Annotated in this window: 13 protein-coding genes and 1 pseudogene; 6 read left to right on the plus strand and 8 right to left on the minus strand. The window is 63.4% G+C overall.

The window, feature by feature from the left end; translation table 11 throughout:
- Positions 1 to 293: 293 nt before the first annotated feature.
- On the plus strand, positions 294 to 1,037 hold the full coding sequence (locus tag MTR72_RS35630) for a Crp/Fnr family transcriptional regulator (RefSeq protein ID WP_445819670.1): 744 nt from the start codon (positions 294 to 296) through the stop codon (positions 1,035 to 1,037).
- 117 nt (positions 1,038 to 1,154) lie between these two features.
- Here the strand turns inward: MTR72_RS35630 and MTR72_RS35635 are convergent, their stop codons facing one another.
- Positions 1,155 to 1,589 (minus strand): hypothetical protein, encoded by a 435-nt coding sequence (locus MTR72_RS35635; RefSeq protein WP_280967938.1) that lies wholly within the window; start codon positions 1,587 to 1,589, stop codon positions 1,155 to 1,157.
- 420 nt (positions 1,590 to 2,009) lie between these two features.
- On the opposite strand from MTR72_RS35635, the gene MTR72_RS35640 reads away from it, so the two are divergent.
- Positions 2,010 to 3,050, plus strand: a complete 1,041-nt coding sequence (locus MTR72_RS35640) for an alpha/beta fold hydrolase (RefSeq protein ID WP_341512007.1) — start codon at positions 2,010 to 2,012, stop codon at positions 3,048 to 3,050.
- Positions 3,051 to 3,114: 64 nt separating this feature from the next.
- Here MTR72_RS35640 and MTR72_RS35645 read toward each other — a convergent pair whose 3' ends face one another.
- Together MTR72_RS35645 and lepA are read right to left on the minus strand one after the other, a co-directional pair.
- Positions 3,115 to 4,848 carry an adenylate/guanylate cyclase domain-containing protein gene (locus MTR72_RS35645; RefSeq protein WP_280967940.1) on the minus strand — a complete coding sequence of 578 codons (1,734 nt, stop codon included), beginning with the start codon at positions 4,846 to 4,848 and terminating at the stop codon, positions 3,115 to 3,117.
- Positions 4,849 to 5,352: 504 nt separating this feature from the next.
- The gene (lepA, locus tag MTR72_RS35650) at positions 5,353 to 7,164 is read right to left on the minus strand and encodes a translation elongation factor 4 (RefSeq protein WP_280967941.1); all 1,812 of its coding nucleotides are present in this window, start codon (positions 7,162 to 7,164) and stop codon (positions 5,353 to 5,355) included.
- A gap of 114 nt (positions 7,165 to 7,278) precedes the next feature.
- On the opposite strand from lepA, the gene MTR72_RS35655 reads away from it, so the two are divergent.
- Entirely contained in the window at positions 7,279 to 8,907 is a 1,629-nt protein-coding gene (locus MTR72_RS35655) for a glycosyltransferase family 39 protein (RefSeq protein ID WP_280967942.1), read from the plus strand.
- A 51-nt stretch (positions 8,908 to 8,958) separates the two neighbouring features.
- On the opposite strand, the gene MTR72_RS35660 is transcribed toward MTR72_RS35655, so the two are convergent.
- The 5 genes from MTR72_RS35660 to MTR72_RS35680 all read right to left on the minus strand — a co-directional run bounded on the left by MTR72_RS35660 (position 8,959) and on the right by MTR72_RS35680 (position 12,963).
- Positions 8,959 to 9,285, minus strand: coding sequence for an HPr family phosphocarrier protein (locus MTR72_RS35660; protein WP_280967943.1), 327 nt, complete (start codon positions 9,283 to 9,285; stop codon positions 8,959 to 8,961).
- Positions 9,282 to 9,683 carry a PTS sugar transporter subunit IIA gene (locus MTR72_RS35665; protein WP_024339151.1) on the minus strand — a complete coding sequence of 134 codons (402 nt, stop codon included), beginning with the start codon at positions 9,681 to 9,683 and terminating at the stop codon, positions 9,282 to 9,284. The genes MTR72_RS35660 and MTR72_RS35665 overlap by 4 nt, the downstream gene beginning before the upstream one ends.
- 133 nt (positions 9,684 to 9,816) lie before the next feature.
- Complete coding sequence (locus tag MTR72_RS35670) at positions 9,817 to 10,341, minus strand: HPr kinase/phosphorylase (protein ID WP_280967944.1); 525 nt, start codon at positions 10,339 to 10,341, stop codon at positions 9,817 to 9,819.
- Positions 10,338 to 12,140, minus strand: coding sequence for a sensor histidine kinase (locus MTR72_RS35675; protein ID WP_280967945.1), 1,803 nt, complete (start codon positions 12,138 to 12,140; stop codon positions 10,338 to 10,340). Before MTR72_RS35675 ends, MTR72_RS35670 begins: the two co-directional genes overlap by 4 nt.
- A gap of 121 nt (positions 12,141 to 12,261) precedes the next feature.
- Positions 12,262 to 12,963, minus strand: a complete 702-nt coding sequence (locus MTR72_RS35680; RefSeq protein WP_280967946.1) for a response regulator transcription factor — start codon at positions 12,961 to 12,963, stop codon at positions 12,262 to 12,264.
- Positions 12,964 to 13,204: 241 nt separating this feature from the next.
- Here MTR72_RS35680 and MTR72_RS35685 point away from each other — a divergent pair, with 241 nt between their 5' ends.
- The 3 genes and pseudogenes from MTR72_RS35685 to MTR72_RS35695 all read left to right on the plus strand — a co-directional run bounded on the left by MTR72_RS35685 (position 13,205) and on the right by MTR72_RS35695 (position 18,514).
- On the plus strand, positions 13,205 to 13,939 hold the full coding sequence (locus tag MTR72_RS35685) for a HugZ family pyridoxamine 5'-phosphate oxidase (RefSeq protein ID WP_341512008.1): 735 nt from the start codon (positions 13,205 to 13,207) through the stop codon (positions 13,937 to 13,939).
- 88 nt (positions 13,940 to 14,027) lie between these two features.
- Positions 14,028 to 16,615 (plus strand): annotated as a pseudogene (locus MTR72_RS35690) (CHAT domain-containing tetratricopeptide repeat protein).
- A gap of 282 nt (positions 16,616 to 16,897) precedes the next feature.
- Complete coding sequence (locus tag MTR72_RS35695; RefSeq protein WP_280967948.1) at positions 16,898 to 18,514, plus strand: phosphoenolpyruvate carboxykinase; 1,617 nt, start codon at positions 16,898 to 16,900, stop codon at positions 18,512 to 18,514.
- The last annotated feature ends 63 nt before the right edge of the window (positions 18,515 to 18,577 follow it).

The raw sequence follows: 18,577 nt of genomic DNA on the forward strand, positions 1-18,577 counted from the left end.
TTCGCCGATGTATGACGCGTTTGCCGCGTTCCGGAAATTGGAACGCCCTATGGTGTTACCCATACGCATTTTGCAATGGTGCCGCGTAACGCCTGAATCTAAGTCCTCAATGATCCTGCGAGACAAAAAGTCGCCTCGATCGCCCGTGTTTGGAGTTTATTTTTGAGATTGAGAGCTTCCGTGGCTGAACTGGATTTCGGAGCGCGTAGCGTCGGCGGATTTAAACAAAGTTTGAACCTGCCGCCCTATGCCATTCGAAATGCGCTGCGGCGGATGGTTCGCGGCGGGCCACAGTGACGCTTCCCAGCGGAGTTGGTAACCGACTTCTGGCTGCACTCCCGGCGGCCGACCTCGATCTGCTGGCACCCGAGCTGGAGATGGTCCCGCTCGATCGCGATGCGGTCGTCTCGCGCGCGGGTGACCAGACCGAGCACGTCTTCTTCCCTCATAGCGGCGCCATTTCGGTGATGGTCGACATGGCGAACGGGCAGACGGTCGCCAGCGCTGCAATAGGGCGCGAGGGAGCGGTCGGCACTCTGTCCGTGCTGGGGCCGTCCCACACGGCCGTTACCGCCGTCGTTCGTGCTGCGGGCACCGCTTCGCGGATTCCGGCATCGCGATTCCACACGGCCTTCAGCCGGAGCCCCGCGATCCGCCACGCAGTCCAGATTCACTTCAAGGCGATGCTGATACAGTTTCAAGTCGGCGGGGCCTGCAATGCGCTGCATCCGGTGCAAGCCCGCATGGCACGCTGGCTGCTCCAGCTTCGCGACTGCATCGACGACGACGTCCTCCCGCTTACCCAGGAGGCACTTTCGCAGATACTGGGTGTGCGACGAACGACGGTGACGCTCCTGATGCGCAATCTGCGCGCTTCCGGAGCGATCAGATCTGAACGGCGCGGCGAAATCGAGATCGACCCGTCGCGGCTCGCAGCGGCGGCGTGCGAATGCCGCGATACCATGCGTCTCGAAATCGAAGAGATATTCTCGATGAATGCAGCCGGATCTCGCGCTTTGGTTCTGCCGACGCAGTAAATGAATCGGGCGATGCTGGCCGTTTCGGCGCGCGATTTTGCTCCGGGCGCCGATCGAGGGCCAAGGCGTTCGGCCAGCCCTCGATATGCTCCCTCCGTCAAACCATTATCCTCGCGCTTACTCGCAGTCCTGCTCGGCCGCCGTCACCTTTTTCTCGGACGGTGCGGGCTCGGCCGCACCGGCCGTCGCCTTCTTTGATTGTTCGGTGGGCGCTGGACGGGTCTGCTCCGTCGTGCCTGCCGTCCGATCCGGCGCCTGCGCGGAGGGTGCAGGCTTGGCCGCCGTTGATTGCTCGGCAGCGGTGGGCTGGCTCTGCATCTGCCGCTGCGCGTCTTCCGACGACGTTGCGGTGTTCTCCGAGGCTTTGCTCATCGAAGATGTCGGCGGTTGCTGCTTGGAATCAGTTGCTGTGGAACCGGTGGTTTGTCCCGTGTAGCCCGGGACCTTCCCCGATCCTGCATCGCGGCTCGCCGTGTTGCAGGGACCGGCATAAACGGAGGTGGCGCTGAAGGCGAGCACCGCGCCCAAGATCATAAGTCTGTTAGCGATCATATCCCTTCTCCTTTGAGCTCTCAGGACGATTGAACAAAAGTAGGGGCCTTCTGTTCCGGGCGCGCGAAAGCAGCGCCAACACTGACGAGTGGCTGAGTTCAGCGAGGCTCAAGATCTCCACCAAGAGGCCGCCTCAGTCGGCGGCCTCTCCCTCTTCGTCATCATCCGTGCCCTTTTCGCCTTCCACCACAAGGCGAACGTCTTGGGCAAACTGCGGCCGGCTAAGTTGAATGGACACTGCGACTTTGATTGCTGCGACTTTGATTCAGGTCTTTCGCCATGGGCCATCTGAGCTGGAGGTCGTTAGGATCAATGTCCGCGGCGATAGAACGGTGACTAGCGCTGCGACATGTTCTCCTAAGCCAGGAACGCCCCTCGAGCGGCCGAGTTAAGCCGACAAAACTCCAAGGAGCGGGCCGGGTGGAATCGTTACGACAGGCCCAATTTGCGGCCCTTGATCTCATGCGTCGAGTACAGGGCCATGCCCTGGGAGCTATCGGATTTGATCCTGCCGAACTGAAGCATCGGATACTTGCCAGTGGAGATCATTGGCGGCTGCGCGACTATGGCGGCCGAGAGCCACCGCTGCTCATTGTCGCTGCTCCAATCAAGCGGCCCTATATTTGGGATCTCGGGCCAAACCTCAGCGTCATCCGGAACTGTTTGAACCATGACCTGCGCATATACCTCCTCGAATGGATTGCACCGACAGCATCAGGAGGACATGTCGGGCTCGATGAATGCGCAAGAGCCATATCCGAATGTGTGGCGAGGATCGCAACCGAGCCGAAATCGACAAAGCCCTTCCTGATCGGCCATTCGCTTGGCGGGACGTTAGCGGCAGTCTTCTGTGCATGCGAACCGCGAGCCGTGCGCGGTCTATTGCTTCTCGGTGCGCCGCTTTGCTTTCAACCGGCGACGAACAGATTTCGCGATGCGCTTGTTTCAATGATCCCGCCCGACCTGAGTGAAACGGACATCATCCCGGGCTCGCTGTTGTCGCATGCAAGCGCATTCGCCTCCCCCGATACGTTCGTATGGCATCGGTTGACGGATGCAGCAATGAGCCTTGGCGACTTGCGTGCGCTGGATGTCCATGCGCGGGTTGAGCGCTGGGCTCTGGACGAGACTCCGCTTCCGGGCAAGCTGGTCCATCAGATTGCTGAATGGCTGTATCGGGAAAACCGGTTCTGCCGCGGCGACCTCACCGTGCTGGGTCACACGATTGGTCCATCATGTCTCGATATCCCGATGCTCGCGGTGGTCAACACGGCAGACGACGTTGCACCGCTCGCCTCGATTGAACCTTTCCTCGATGCGTTGCCTGCCAAGGATGTCGCGCTCATCAAATACCCCGGCGAAATCGGCATTGCATTGCAGCACCTCGGAATTCTTTTGGGGCGGGAAGCTTACGCGCGTATCTGGCCGAAGATCATTGGTTGGCTGGCGTCTCATCGCTGATAGGCCGGTTCTGCGGCAAAGCTCGCTGCAAAGCAGGACGGATGACCCGAAGTTCAATGCAGCCTCACCCCCTCCATCCGGCCTTACGCAGACCGTCGATGAGATGTGCGTGGTCCTCTGGCCGAAACCACGGAGCCCTGTTGCGGACATACATGTCGAATGCCCCCGGTGCACGCGACACGGCCTTTTCCAGCTCTTCCCTCGCTTCCGCCGTGCGGCCAAGCTGGCCCAGCGCCGCCGCGAACCAGCGGTAGATCATCGGAAAATCGGGATACGACCGGATCAGACGTTTTGCGGCCTCGATCGAAGCCGCGTATTCGCCGCAGAAATATAAGCCGCACGCAATGTGCAACAAGCGGACTGCCAGATAGGGGTCGCGGGGATCGAGCCTGATGCACGCCTTGAGAGCCGTGACCCCCTCCTCGGGCCGTTCAGCAAAGATCAGCGTCGCGCCTCGATGGCCATGCGCGATCGCCAGATTTGGACTCATGGAGAGAGCCCGCTCGATCTCCGCCAACGCATCGTCAGCCTCGCCGCGTGCTTGCAAGGCCCAGCCAAGGCACGAACGGGCTTCCGCATCGGCGCCATCGAGCGCGACCGCCCGGCGGGCCAAGGCCTCCGCCGAGCGTTGCGCGTCTCGCAGGCCTATCTTCTGGTAGAGCGCGGCCGCTTGCAGTTGATAGAGCGCGAGCGCGCTGTAGCTGCCGCCGAAGGTCGGGTCGAGATCGATCGCCTGTCTGAAGAATTGCTCTGCGATCTCATCGTCGTCTGCGGTCGCTTTGCTCAGATGCCACAGGCCGCGCTGATAGGCTGCCCAGGCATCAAGGCTCCCCGGCGGCCTGCGCATGGCGCGTCGGAGCTCGGCGTCTGCAATGGCGGGGGCGAGCGCAGTCGTCAGCGCCTCGGTAAGCTCATCCTGCACGGCGAAAACATCCGCGAGATCGCGGTCGTAGCGCTCGGCCCACACATGATTGCTGGTCGCCGCCTCTATGAGCTGCGCGGTCACGCGGATCCGACCGCCGGCCTTGCGCACGCTGCCTTCAAGCACGTAGCGGACGCCGAGCTCGCGCCCGACCTGTCTCACATCAACCGCTCGCCCCTTGTAGGTGAACGACGAGTTCCGAGCGATGACGAACAGTGAGGGATAGCGCGATAGCGCCGTGATCACATCTTCGGCTATACCGTCGGACACGAATTCCTGCTCGGGGTCGCCGCTCATATTGGTCAGCGGCAGCACGGCGACGGACGGTTTGTCAGGCAACGCGAGCGCGGGAATCTCGCGTTTGGGCGTCGCAGTCCGCGGGGCGGGGTCGATGATGATGCGGTAAACGTGGACAGGCCGGGCGATGTTTTTCAGAGTTTGCTCGCCCGCTTCCTCGACGTCGAAAGGTACCTTATCGCGCGCGTGATTGAAGACAGTCTGAGAGATACAGATGCCGCCGGGTTCGGCGATGCTCTCGAGCCGCGCCGCAATGTTGACGCCGTCTCCAAAGATGTCATGGGCTTCGACGATGATGTCGCCGATATTGAGCCCCACACGGAAGAGAATGCGCCTGTCTTCCGCATCGTCGCTGGTAAGCTCGTTGATGCGGGACTGGAACTGCATGGCAGCCCGCACCGCTTCGACCGCGCTTGGAAACTCCGCCAAAAACCCGTCGCCGGTGTTCTTCACGATGCGGCCGCCGTGCTGCGCAATCGCGGGCTCGACACCTCCGGCGAGGAGTGCCGTCAGCTTGGCGTGGGTCGCCTCTTCGTCATTGTGCATGAGCCGAGAATAGCCAGCCACGTCGGCGGCCAAGATCGCCGATAATCTACGCTCGACTCGAACCCGCTCTTGCACCATGGCCCGCACATGGCCCACCAACCCACCAATATTCTACGATGGATCGGACTGCGGCGCCAAACGGGCTCTCACGGTCATTGCAGCTAAGTTGAAACGCGTCAGCCGCACTGACCGAGGTTTGTCTGGGATATGGAAAGAGCGCCAGTGCGCACCGCCGTATATGCCTGCAGCATAATTTGGCGCGGCAAGGAGAGCCCCTTTGCGGAATGTCGCTCTTGCCGACTGCGCCGTTTCGGCGGGTTCGCAAAGCCCACCGGGCCCACGAGCCGCGAGGATGGGCATCCTGCCGGTGTTTTGCCCGACGTGTCAAATGGGGTTTCGCAAAATCGAAAAAACGTAATGCCGACAAGTCGCCGGCTACTGTGCATGGGGTTGTTTTCGAGATTCTTGCAGTCCGGTCGCGAAAATCTCGGACCGGACCTGATTCCGTCGCGCTTCAGGTGGCTTTCAGTCTTCGCCTCAGCTATCCACCTTCAGCGCGGCAATGAAGGCTTCCTGCGGGATGTCGACCTTGCCGAACTGCCGCATCTTCTTCTTGCCTTCCTTCTGCTTTTCCAGAAGCTTGCGCTTACGCGTGATGTCGCCGCCGTAGCACTTTGCGGTGACGTCCTTGCGCAGCGCGCGCACGGTCTCGCGGGCGATCACCTTGCCGCCGATCGCCGCCTGGATCGGGATCTGGAACATGTGCGGCGGGATCAGCTCCTTCATCTTCTCGACCATGGCGCGGCCGCGGCCTTCCGCGCGGGTGCGATGCACCAGCATGGAGAGCGCATCGACCGGCTCGCCGTTGACCAGGATCTGCATCTTGACGAGATCGGCCGGCTTGTAGTCGGTGAGATGATAGTCGAACGAGGCGTAGCCCTTGGAGACCGATTTCAGGCGGTCGTAGAAGTCGAACACGACCTCGTTGAGCGGCAAGTCGTATTTCACCATTGCGCGGGAGCCGACGTAAGTGAGCTCCTTCTGCGAGCCGCGGCGGTCCTGACACAGCTTCAGCACGCTGCCGAGATACTCGTCCGGGGTGAGGATCGTGGCCTCGATCCAGGGTTCGTCGATCTCCGCGATCTTGACCACGTCGGGCATGTCGACGGGATTGTGGATCTCGATCTCGGTGCCGTCGGTCAGCTTCATCTTGTAGATGACGCTCGGCGCGGTCGCGATCAGATTGAGATCGAACTCGCGCGACAGCCGCTCCTGGATGATCTCCAGATGCAGCAGCCCGAGGAAGCCGCAGCGGAAGCCGAAGCCCAGCGCGGCCGAGGTCTCCATCTCGAAGGAGAAGCTGGCGTCGTTGAGCCTGAGCTTGCCCATCGCGGCGCGCAGCGTCTCGAAGTCGTCAGCATCGACCGGGAACAGGCCGCAGAACACCACCGGGATCGCCGGCTTGAAGCCGGGCAGCATGTCGGCAACGGGCTTCCTGTCGTCCGTGATGGTGTCGCCGACGCGGGTGTCGGCGACCTCCTTGATCGCGGCGGTGATGAAGCCGATCTCGCCGGGGCCGAGCTCCTCGACCTGCTGCATCTTCGGCGTGAAGAAGCCGACGCGCTCGACGTCATAGGCCGCGCCGGTGCCCATCATGCGGACGCGCTGGCCCTTCTTCATCACGCCGTCGACGATGCGCACGAGCACGACGACGCCGAGATAGACGTCGTACCAGCTATCCACCAGCAGCGCCTTCAGCGTCGCGTCGCGGTCGCCCTTCGGCGGCGGCAGGCGGGTGACGATGGCTTCCAGCACATCAGGCACCCCGAGGCCGGTCTTGGCCGAGATCATCACCGCGTCGGACGCATCGATGCCGATGACGTCCTCGATCTGCTGCTTGATCTTCTCAGGCTCGGCGGCGGGCAGGTCGACCTTGTTCAGGACCGGAACGATCTCGTGGTTGTTGTCGAGCGCCTGGTAGACATTGGCGAGCGTCTGCGCCTCGACGCCCTGGCTGGCGTCGACCACCAGCAGGGAACCCTCGCAGGCCGCCAGCGACCGCGAGACCTCATAGGCGAAGTCGACATGGCCGGGCGTGTCCATCAGGTTGAAGATGTAATCCTTGCCGTCCTTGGCGCGGTACGAGAGCCGAACGGTCTGCGCCTTGATGGTGATGCCGCGTTCGCGCTCGATATCCATGGAATCGAGCACCTGCTCCTTGCCCGCCATTTCGCGGTCGGACAGGCCACCGGTCATCTGGATCAGGCGGTCGGCCAGCGTCGATTTGCCATGGTCGATATGGGCGACGATGGAGAAATTGCGGATGTTGGAAATGGGGACGGTCGTCATGGGCGCGGGATACCACTCACATCCCCGTGCGGCAACCATATTGCTGTATTTTCAGGGCCTTTCTTCACGCCAAGCTGATTCCACGAGGGCTCAAAACGCGCTACGCAACGGCCCATGTCGACGACCTCGATCCCATCTGCCAGAGCGCGCGCGAAGACCCGGGTGAGCTTTGGCCGCTTCAAAGCCTGGCTGGTTGCCTGCGCGACCCGCCCCGAGGCCAGCCTGTGGCTGGTGATCCAGCTTGCCATCCTGCATGCGGTGCTCTGGACCTTCATCCTGATCAATCTCAAGGCGGCACAGGACGTTCATATGGACGTCGCAGAAGCCTATGCCTGGGGCCAGAAATTCCTGTTCGGCTACGGCAAGCACCCGCCGCTGTCGGGCTGGATCGCCGGCCTCTGGTTCAAGGCGTTCCCGGCGACGGACTGGGCGACCTACGCGCTCGCGATGGCGACCGTCAGCGTCGGCATGGTGATCTGCTGGCTCGTCGCACTGCGCGTGGTGGACGCCAGGCGCGCGTTCCTGGTCGTGGTGATGGTCGCGCTCTACCCGATCTTCAATTTCAAGGGGTTCAAGTACAACGCGGACCTGCTGCAACTCGTCACCCTGCCGCTCGTCGTGCTCGCCTATCTCAACGCGTTCGAGAAGCGGAGCTGGCAGTCCGGATTCTTTCTCGGGCTTGCCGGTGCGCTGGCGCTGATGACCAAGTATTGGGTGCTGACCATGATCGGCGCCATCGGGCTTGCGGCGCTGCTCCATCCGGAGCGGCTGAAGTTCCTGCGTTCGCCGGCGCCCTGGGTTGCGATCGCGACGCTTCTCGTCGCGATGATCCCGCACATCATCTGGCTGGCGGAAGCGCATTTCGTCCCGCTGACCTATGCGGGGGATACCTATAGTCTCGAAGGACACGAGAGCTACGTGCGGCAGCTCGTGTTCGGCTACGTCCTGCACAACGTCGCGCTGCTGGCCTTGCCGGTCGCGCTGGCTGCGCTCGCCATCGCGCTGGTGCCGCCGTGGTTCACGCTGCTCCTGCGCGCGCCCTTGCGCATTGTCACACGGGCCTGGGCGCGCGGCGCCAATTCCGGCGTCGACCGTTCGCAGGCGCTGAATGTCTGGATCATCCAGATCATCGTCGCGCTCGGCCCGCCGCTCGGCGCGCTCGCCTTCAGCGTCTACCTGAAGACCGATTGGGGCATATCGCTGTTTTTCCTGGTGCCGCTGGCGCTGGTCGCCATCCCTGCGCTGCGGGTGCAGGGCGCAAGCCTGTTCAACATCGCCGCGATCTGGCTCGTGCTCAGCGTCGCGACGCTCGCCGCCTCGCCATGGATTGCAACGCGCGAGATGGCCGCCAATGCCGGCAACACGGCGACCTATGGCGCGCGCTCGGAGCTTGCGCGCGAATTGACGCACGCCTGGCATACCCGTTTCGCCTCGCGCTGGCCGGTGGTCGCCGGCACCATGGAAACCATCCAGCCGATGGTGTTCTACAGCCAGGATCATCCGAGCCCGTTCACGCCGAACGAAGCCTGGAGCTCGGGGCTGACCTCGCTGGAGGACGTCAAGAAGGAGGGCTTCATCGGCGTGTTCGATACGACCGATCCTCGCCTGCCTGCGTTCGAGAAATGGATGTCGGAAACCGCGCCGAATGCCGAGCGCATGGTGATGACGACACGGCGCTTCACCCACGGCAAGGCCGGCCCGGCAATGACCTGGAACGTCTACATCGCGCCGCCGGCGAAGTGACGCCTTCACCTCTCCCCGCAAGCGGGGCGAGGGCGCGCAGCCCAGCACGGGCTACGTCCCTTCCTCGTTGAACTTGCTCTCGACGAGTTCGGTAATCGCTGCGAGTGCAGCTTCAGCGTCGGTGCCGGCGGCCGCCACGGTGATGGTGGTGCCGGGGCCGGCAGCGAGCATCATCAGGCCCATGATCGAGGTGCCGCCGACGGTCTCGCCGCCGCGCGTCACCCACACCTGCGCGTCGAAGCGCTCGACGGTCTGAACGAATTTTGCGGAGGCGCGGGCGTGCAGGCCGCGCTTGTTGATGATCAGAAGCTCTTTGGAGATCGCTCCCGCGGGCACGCCTGTCCCGGCCTGGTTTCCGAGCGGCGCGTCGTCGCTCATTTGCCGGCGAGCACGCGGCTGGCGATGGTGACGTATTTGCGGCCCGCTTCCTGGGCCATCGCGATCGCGTCCGGCAACGAACGCTCCTCGCGAACCTTCGCGAGCTTCACCAGCATGGGAAGGTTGATGCCCGCGAGCACTTCGACCTTGGGCCGGCTCATGCAGGATATTGCCAAGTTGGAGGGCGTGCCGCCGAACATGTCGGTGAGGATCGCAACGCCGTCGCCGGAATCGACGCGGTTAACCGCCTCGATGATGTCGCTTCGACAGAGATCGGAATCATCCTCGGCGCCGATCGTGATCGCTTCGATTTGCTTTTGCGGACCCATGACATGTTCAAGCGCCGCCTTGAATTCGTCGGCAAGGCGCCCGTGGGTCACAAGTACTAGACCAATCATCGGAAAACTCCTCGCGGGCGCTCTTGGTGCGCCGCACGAACGCGCCACTTTGACCATCCAGAGCCCCTGCGCAAGAGGGGATGTTGCGTATCTCCCTGAATCTAGACGGATGGATGAGGGGAGCTGCGCCGGTCTATTCGGTCGCGATAGTGGGGTTCATATGGTTACCATTTCCCTTCAAACAATCGCCCGAAGGGTTAACGGAAGATGAACTTTTGGTAGTGGTCAAGGCTGCGACAACCAAAGGCAGCGGCGAATGGTCGCTGCCGACCGGGATTCGCGGTATTTCAACACCAAAAATGCGCGTTTTGAGCGCCTCGGGCGGTGGCAGGCGTTCGGCGTCCGGAGCGGCGAGATCGACCACGAGACCGACCGTCGCACGCTCCACGAAGTCGCAGCGGCGAATTCCGAGGCCACGGATCTCGATCAGGCCGGCCAACATGCGGGCAGGGCGGACCTCAATTTCGTTGCCGACTGTCGCCAGATGGACACGGTCATCGCCGACCAGAACGGCCGTTTCGACCACCCCGCTGCGCCCTGTCATGATCAAATCAAAGGCAAGCCGCGACTTGCCGGAGCCCGAAGGCCCGCGGATCAGCACCGCCAAATTTCCCACTTTGACCGCGGAGGCGTGAACGCTCGGGCCGTCTTCGCTCATAGCGCCGGCAACCTCACCACGAAGCGTGCGCCGGCAACCGTCGGGGCGCCGTCGGCGTCTGGCGGGCCTGCGCGGTTCTCCGCCCAGATGCGTCCGCCATGTGCATCGATGATCTGCTTGGAGATCGAAAGTCCGAGACCGGAGTTCTGGCCGAAGCCCTGATGCGGCCGGTCGGTGTAGAAGCGCTCGAAGATGCGCTCCAGCGCGTCCTCGCGGATGCCGGGGCCGTCGTCGTCGATCACGATCTCGATCTCGGCGCGCACGCGGCGGCAGGTGAGGCGCACCTTGCTGCCGCGCTCGGAGAAGGATTGCGCGTTGGAGAGCAGGTTGGAGACCACCTGTCCCAGCCGTGAATCATGACCGGGCACTGAAAAGTTGTCGGTCGGGCCACGGCCCTCGAAGCGCGCCTCGACCGCGACGTCGTGGCCGAGCTTGGTCTCGTTGGCGACCGAAACCAGCGTGCTCAAGAGGCGCCTGAGATCAACCGGAATCGCATCCTGCCGCTGCAGCTCGGCATCGAGCCGGCTTGCATCGGAAATGTCCGAGATCAGCCGGTCCAGCCGCTTGACGTCATGCTCGATCACCTCGAGCAGGCGTCCGCGGCTGTTCTCGTTGCGCGCCAGCGGCAGCGTCTCCACCGCGGAGCGCAGTGAGGTCAGCGGATTCTTCAGCTCATGGGCCACGTCGGCGGCGAACATCTCGATCGCCTCGATGCGGCTGTAGAGCGCATTCGTCATGTCGCGGAGCGCGCCGGAGAGATGGCCGATCTCGTCGCGGCGGCGGGTGAAGTCGGGAATCTCGACGCGGGTCTTGATGCGGCGGCGGACGCGCTCGGCGCTGTCGGCGAGCCGGCGCACGGGACCAGCGATCGTGCTTGCGAGCAGCAGCGACAGCATGATCATGACTGCGGCCGCGACGCCACCCACCTTCAGGATCGCGAGGCGTTCGGCGGTCACCATCTGGTCGATGTCGTCGCCCTGTGTCGACAGCATCAGCGCGCCGTGGATGGCGCGTGAGCGCAGCACGGGGACTGCGACCGAGACGATCACCTCGCCGCGCGAATTGACCCGCACCATCGAGCGCTTCTGGCCTTGGAGCGCATCGGCCACCTCCGAATAGCCATTGCCGTTCTCCGGCCCGAGCTCGCGGTAGAGCGGCAGGTCGCCGCGGTTCAGCCAGGTGCGCACCGCGACCATGCCGCGCTCGACGATGTTCGGCTTCTCGGCGGAGGGCGGCGGCAAATCGAGGCGCAGCACGTTCTCGAGGTTGCGGCTGTCGAGCAGCAGGCTGCCGTTCGGATCGTAGATGCGGGCGCGGGTCTTGGTCGGCGAGATCAGCGTGCGCAGCACCGGCGCCACGCGCTCCGGATTGATCGGGAAATCCAGCGGCGAATACTCGTCCGACCCACCATAGGTCTCGCCTGGCTTGAGGTCGAGCAGCCGGTCGGGATCGATGGTGATGGCGTTGGTCTGCACGGTGGCGGAGGCCGCGATTGCACCGGCGATGATTTCGGCCTGCACCAGGAGGCTCTGCGCGCGGGCGTCGATCAGGCCGGCGCGGAATTGCGAGAGATACAGGATGCTCGCGACCAGCGCGACGAGGCCCGCGAGGTTGAGCGAGACGATGCGGCGGGTCAGGCTCGAGAACGACAGAGCAAAGAAGAACTGCCCGGCGCGCTTGAGCCAGTTCAGCGGCCGCCAGCCTTGCGCGGGCGGCTTGTCCTCGACCGCACGATCCGGCACGCCGTGGATGGCGTCCTCGGCATTCACGCTCGAATGAGGCTGCGTTCGGTCAAGCAATGCTTACGCCCGCGTTAGGTCAGCTCGTGCGATTGGGGGCCCCGCATCCTAGAACCATATCGGTCCTGATGGAATCAGAACCGATACGGGCCCTGCAGCATTCATGAAGGCGTGCGCGCCTTTAGGCTTCCTTGAAACGGTAACCGACGCCGTACAGCGTCTCGATCATCTCGAACTCGTTGTCGACCACCTTGAACTTCTTGCGCAGCCGCTTGATGTGGCTGTCGATGGTGCGGTCGTCGACATAGACTTGATCGTCATAGGCGGCGTCCATCAGCGCGTTGCGGCTCTTCACCACGCCGGGCCGCGTTGCCAGGGCCTGGAGGATGAGGAATTCGGTCACCGTCAGCGTCACCGGCTCGTTCTTCCAGGTGCAGGTATGCCGCTCGGGATCCATGCGCAGCAGGCCGCGATCGAGTGCCTTGGCGTCGTTCTCCTTCGGCACGGCGGCCGGATCCTTCGGCGCTGAGCGGCGCAGCACCGCCTTGACGCGCTCGACCAGAAGCCGCTGCGAGAACGGTTTGCGGATGAAATCATCGGCGCCCATCTTGAGGCCGAACAACTCGTCGATCTCTTCATCCTTGGAGGTGAGGAAAATCACCGGCAGGTCGGACTTCTGCCGCAGCCGCCGCAGCGTCTCCATGCCGTCCATGCGCGGCATCTTGATGTCGAGGATGGCAAGATCCGGTTGAGTGGTGCGGAAACCATCGAGCGCGGAGGCACCGTCGGTGTAAGTCATGATGCGGTAGCCTTCGGCTTCCAGCGCGATCGAGACGGATGTGAGAATGTTGCGGTCGTCGTCGACCAAAGCGATTGTGGGCATGAGCCTCTGCTTTCTGCTTTCCGTTTTGGGTCGTGGCTTGAAACGGCGAGCAATCCAGTGATGCGCCGCATACATGGGTCCCGAACTCGGGGTTCGACAAGGTCAACGAGCAATGCAAGCTGGGCTGAAGTGTGACCAAGTTCCACGAAACACGGCAAATTTGCCGTGTTTCGACCCATAACCGGACCCTCGTTTACCCGAAAAAAGGCCTCCCTTGCAACCACCCGAGCCGAGAAAGCCGATGCAACCGACCCCCGATTTCGACCCCGCAAAGCTCGCCAAATCGCTGCTGCGGCGTTCCCGTCAGGGCGCCCTGGCAACGCTGATGGCCGGCAGCGGTGATCCCTATTGCTCGCTGGTCAATCTGGCGAGCCATCCTGATGGTGCTCCGATCCTGCTGATCTCGCGCCTCGCCGTTCACACCAGGAACATCCTCGCCGACGCCAGGGTCTCCCTGATGCTGGACGAGCGCGCCCCCGGCGATCCCCTGGAGGGGGCCCGGATCATGCTCTCGGGCCGAGCCGAACAGGTCGATGCCGAAAGGGAATTGCTGCAGCGGCGCTATCTCAATGCTCATCCGTCGGCGGAGGCCTTTGTTTCTTTTAACGATTTCTCCTTCTTTCGGATTCGACCCACGGGAACCCATCTGGTAGCGGGCTTCGGCCGTATCATCGATCTCAAGCCGGAGCAGTTCCTTACGGATCTCGCCGGGGCCGAGGACCTGCTGGACGCGGAAGAGGCGGCCGTCGCGCACATGAATGCCGATCACCGCGACACCATGAATCTCTACGCGACAAAGCTTCTCAATAGTGCCGCGGGAAACTGGCGCTGCAGCGGCTGCGATCCCGAAGGGCTCGATATGCAGACAGCGCAGACCGTGCTGCGGCTGGAGTTCCCGGAGCGTGTCACCAGCGGCGCCGCATTGCGCAAGATGCTGGTCAGGCTTGCGGGCGAAGCGCGGGCGAAGGCGGAGTAGCTGCGACAAATTGAACGCCCCGGCGCATCGCTGCGACCCAACACGGTGTCGGCCGGACGTGGCCGGCGGTCGCCAGCCGAGAGGTTTCATGACAGGTCGCCGTTTGACGCTGGTCGCCGGCTTGGCGCTCGCGCTCGCCGCATCGCTGGCAACGCCCGGCCTTGCCCAGAAGGGTGATCTCTCTGCTCAGAGCGCGCGGATCAACGCGCTCAGGAGCGCCGGCAAATATCCCGAGGCGCTGCCGCTGGCGCAGGCGATGGTGGCGAACCTCGAGAAGACAAATAACAGCCGCGACCTCGCGGCGGCGCTCAACAATCTCGCGCAGATATATGCAGACCAGGGCCGCGACGATCAGGCGGAGCCGCTCTACAAGCGCGCCATCGCGCTGATGGAGAAGGGCGCCGGTCTCGACAGCGTCGAGATCGCGCCAGTGCTCAACAACCTCGCCGCGCTTGACCAGCGGCAGAGCCGCTTTGTCGAGGCCGAACCGTTGTTCAAGCGCGCGCTCGCCATTCGCGAAAAGTCGCTGTCGCGCGAGCACCCTGATGTCGGCCAGTCCCTCAACAATCTCGCCACGTTCTATGTGAAGCAGGAGCGCCATGCGGACGCCGAGCCACTGTTCCGGCAGGCACTCGCGATCTACCAGAAGGTCGGCGGCCCCGAGCATCCGGCGGTCGCGACGCTCCTCAACAATCTCGGCCAGCTCGATCGCGACCTGAATCGCTATGCGGACGCCGAGGCGCCGATCAAGCGCTCGCTCGCGATTCGCGAAAAGGTGCTGGGGCCGGATCACCCCGACGTCGCGCGCTCCCTGAACAATCTTCGGACTCTACGAGCATCAGCGCCGCTACACTGAGGCCGAGCCGCTCTATCGGCGCGCGCTGGCGATCCGCGAGCGTGCGCTTGGGCCCGATCATCCTGACGTCGCGACCTCGACCGGAAATCTCGCCTATTTCCTGTACGTGTCCGGGAACACCGCCGACGCTTTGCCGTTCGCGGAAAAGACGCTTCGCAACAATCGCGCGCAGTTACGCGTCGTGCTGCCGATCCTGTTCGCCGCGCGAGAGCAATCTCTGTTGCCCGCGGACAAGTCCCTGGACGATGCGCTCGCCGCGATCCAGCGCGGCACGCAATCTTCCGCAGCCTTCGCCGTCAACAAGCTCGCGGTGCGCCTGCCGCCGGCAGCGATCGGCTCGCCGAACTCGTGCGCAGCGATCAGGATCTTGCGGCTGAGGCCGAGACGCTCGACAAGGCCATCGTTGCCGCGGTGTCGAAACCCTCCACCCAGCGCGACGTCGCCGCCGAGCAGCGCAGCCGCGCGCGGCTCGTGGGAATCGCGAACGAGCGTTCAGGCTTGCAGAAGACGCTCGCCGTCGAATTCCCCGACTACGCCTCGCTCTCCAATCCGCTGCCGCTGACGGCGAAGGATATTCAGGCATTGCTATCAGCCGACGAGGCGATGGTGCTCTATTCCGTCGTCGACGAGCGGAGCTATGTCATCGCGATCACGCGCGAGGACGTCGACTGGAAGGAAATTTCGCTCGGTGCCGATTCGCTGGCGCTGAAATTGTCCGCCTTCCGCCGAGGGCTCGATGTCGGCAAGGCACGCGATGCATCGGGCAAGTCGGGATTGTTCGACCTTGCGCTCGCCAACGAGCTCTATGTCGCACTGCTCGGTCCGGTCGAGGCGTTGACGAAGGACAAGCGCAGCCTGCTGGTGGTGCCCTCCGGCGCGTTGACCGCATTGCCGTTTCATTTGCTTGTCACGGAGAAGCCGCAAGCTGCCATTCCCGATAAGCTCGAAGGTTATCGCAGCGCCGCCTGGCTGTTGCGGCGTCAGGCGGTTTCTGTCCTGCCGTCGGTGGTCAGCCTAAAATCGCTGCGCGCCTTTGCACGCAACAATCAGGGTGCCAAGCCGATGACCGGCTTTGGCGATCCTGTGTTCAACCCTGCCGAAGCCGGGACGGCCGACCGTCGCGCAAGCGGAAAGGTTGCGGCGCGCAGTCTGGCGGCTGTCGCCTATACCGACTTCTGGCGCGGTGCGGGCGTCGATCGTGCACGGCTTTCGCAAGCGCTGCCGCGGCTTCCCGACACCGCGGACGAGCTCAATGCCGTGGCGAAGGATGTCGGTGCGACTGAAGCCGATATCCATCTCGGGCGCGATGCCAGCGAGACGACGCTCAAGCGCGCAGCGCTTGCTCAATACAGCATCATCTATTTTGCAACCCATGGCCTCGTCGCCGGCGACGTCAAGGGACTGGGCGAGCCTTCGCTCGCGCTCTCCATCCCCGACCAGCCTCCGAGCTCGACGACGGTCTGCTCACCGCGAGCGAAGTAGCTTCGCTCAAGCTCAATGCGGATTGGGTGGTGCTGTCGGCGTGCAATACGATTGCCGGCGACAGGCCGGGCGCCGAGGCGCTGTCGGGATTGGCGCGCTCGTTCTTCTACGCCGGGGCCCGCGCACTGCTGGTCTCGCATTGGGCGGTCGACTCGGAAGCTGCCACACGCTTGACCACGTCGACTTTCGATTTGCTCAAGAGCGAACCGGGAATGGGGCGCGCTGAAGCCTTGCGGCGCGCGATGCTGGCCTATCTCGACGACGGATCGTCACCGCGCAATGCATATCCCGCTATCTGGGCACCGTTCGCACTCATCGGCGAAGGTGCAGTACAGTAGATTGCCCCCATGATTGTGCGTCGCAAAAACACCGGATAACGCTGAATCGCGCGTTTGGTTGCGCGATCATCCGCGAATTTTTGATGCGCCTGCTCAGAGCTGACATGCGCGACGTTTGGCGCGGTCCTTGAATAAACCAATTCCTGCGGGATCAGCTTGGCAACGCCAGCGTTCATCATTATTAGGTCGCCCAGCCGAGGCCGGATGGCCTATTATTCACGGTGACCGCGATGGCGCCAAACTTGGTCGCGCTGAGTGTCGCGGGTTCTAGGAGGATTCTTCGTGCAAGAGACGGGCGTGCGCAACGGTGCCTTCGGCGCCGACAAATTCGGCTTAAAGAAGCTCAAGCAGGTGCATTGGAATCTTGGCGCGCCGCAGCTTTATCAATATTCGCTAGCTGCGGGCGAAGCGGTTCTGTCTGCAGACGGTGCGCTGTGCGCCGACACCGGCGAGTTCACCGGCCGCAGCCCGAAGGACAAGTTCACGGTGCGTGATGCCACCACCGACCAGAAGATGTGGTGGGCCGGCAATCAGTCGATCACCGCGGAGCAGTTCGAGGCGCTCTACCAGGACTTCCTGAAGCACGCCGAAGGCAAGACGCTGTTCGCGCAAGACCTCTATGGTGGCGCCGACCCGGCCTACCGCATCAAGACCCGCGTCTTCACCGAGCTCGCCTGGCACTCGCTGTTCATCCGCACGCTGCTGATCCGCCCCGAAGCCGTCGAGCTGTCGAGCTTCGTGCCCGAGCTCACCATCATCGACATGCCGAGCTTCCGCGCCGATCCGAAACGTCACGGCGTGCGTTCGGAGAACGTCGTCGCGATCGATTTCGCCCGCAAGATCGTGCTGATCGGCGGCTCCTACTATGCCGGCGAGATGAAGAAGTCGGTCTTCACCACGCTGAACTATTACCTGCCCGAGCGCGGCGTGATGCCGATGCACTGCTCGGCCAATGTCGGCGCCAATGGCGATGCCGCGATCTTCTTCGGCCTGTCCGGCACCGGCAAGACCACCCTGTCGGCCGATCCCAACCGCACGCTGATCGGCGACGACGAGCACGGCTGGGGCCCGAACGGCGTCTTCAACTTCGAGGGCGGCTGCTACGCCAAGTGCATCAAGCTGTCCAAGGAAGCCGAGCCTCAGATCTATGCCGCCTCGACGCGCTTCGGCGCGGTGCTTGAGAACTGCGTGCTCGACGAGGACACCCGCGTGGTGGATTTCGACGATGGCTCCAAGACCGAGAACACGCGCTCGGCCTATCCGCTCGACTTCATCCCGAACGCCTCGCGTACCGGCCGTGCGCCGCAGCCAAAGAACGTGGTGATGCTCGCCGCCGACGCCTTCGGCGTGCTGCCGCCGATCGCCAAGCTCTCGCCGGCGCAGGCGATGTACCACTTCCTCTCCGGCTACACCGCCAAGGTTGCCGGCACCGAGCGCGGTCTCGGCAACGAGCCGCAGCCGGAATTCTCGACCTGCTTCGGCTCGCCATTCCTGCCGCTCGACCCAAGCGTCTACGGCAACATGCTGCGCGGCCTGATCGCCCAGCACAATGTCGACTGCTGGCTGGTCAACACGGGGTGGACCGGCGGCAAGTATGGCGTCGGCTCGCGCATGCCGATCAAGGTGACGCGGGCGCTGCTGACCGCGGCGCTCGACGGTTCGTTGCGCAACGTCGAATTCCGCACCGACAAGTATTTCGGCTTCGCGGTCCCAACGGCGCTGCCGGGCGTGCCGAGCGAGATTCTCAATCCGGTCAACACCTGGAAGGACAAGGACGAGTTCGACAAGACCGCCCGCGCACTGGTCGGCATGTTCCAGAAGAACTTCGCCAAGTTCGAAGCCCAGGTCGACGCCGAGATCCGTGCGGCAGCTCCGGACGTGAAGCTCGCGGCGGAGTAACTTTGTTCAACGGAAATGCAAAGGGCGGCCGAGAGGCCGCCCTTTTTGTTTGGGCGACTGCTG

The organism is Bradyrhizobium sp. ISRA442 (genome assembly GCF_038085055.1).
In the GTDB taxonomy this organism is placed as follows: Bacteria; Pseudomonadota; Alphaproteobacteria; order Rhizobiales; family Xanthobacteraceae; genus Bradyrhizobium.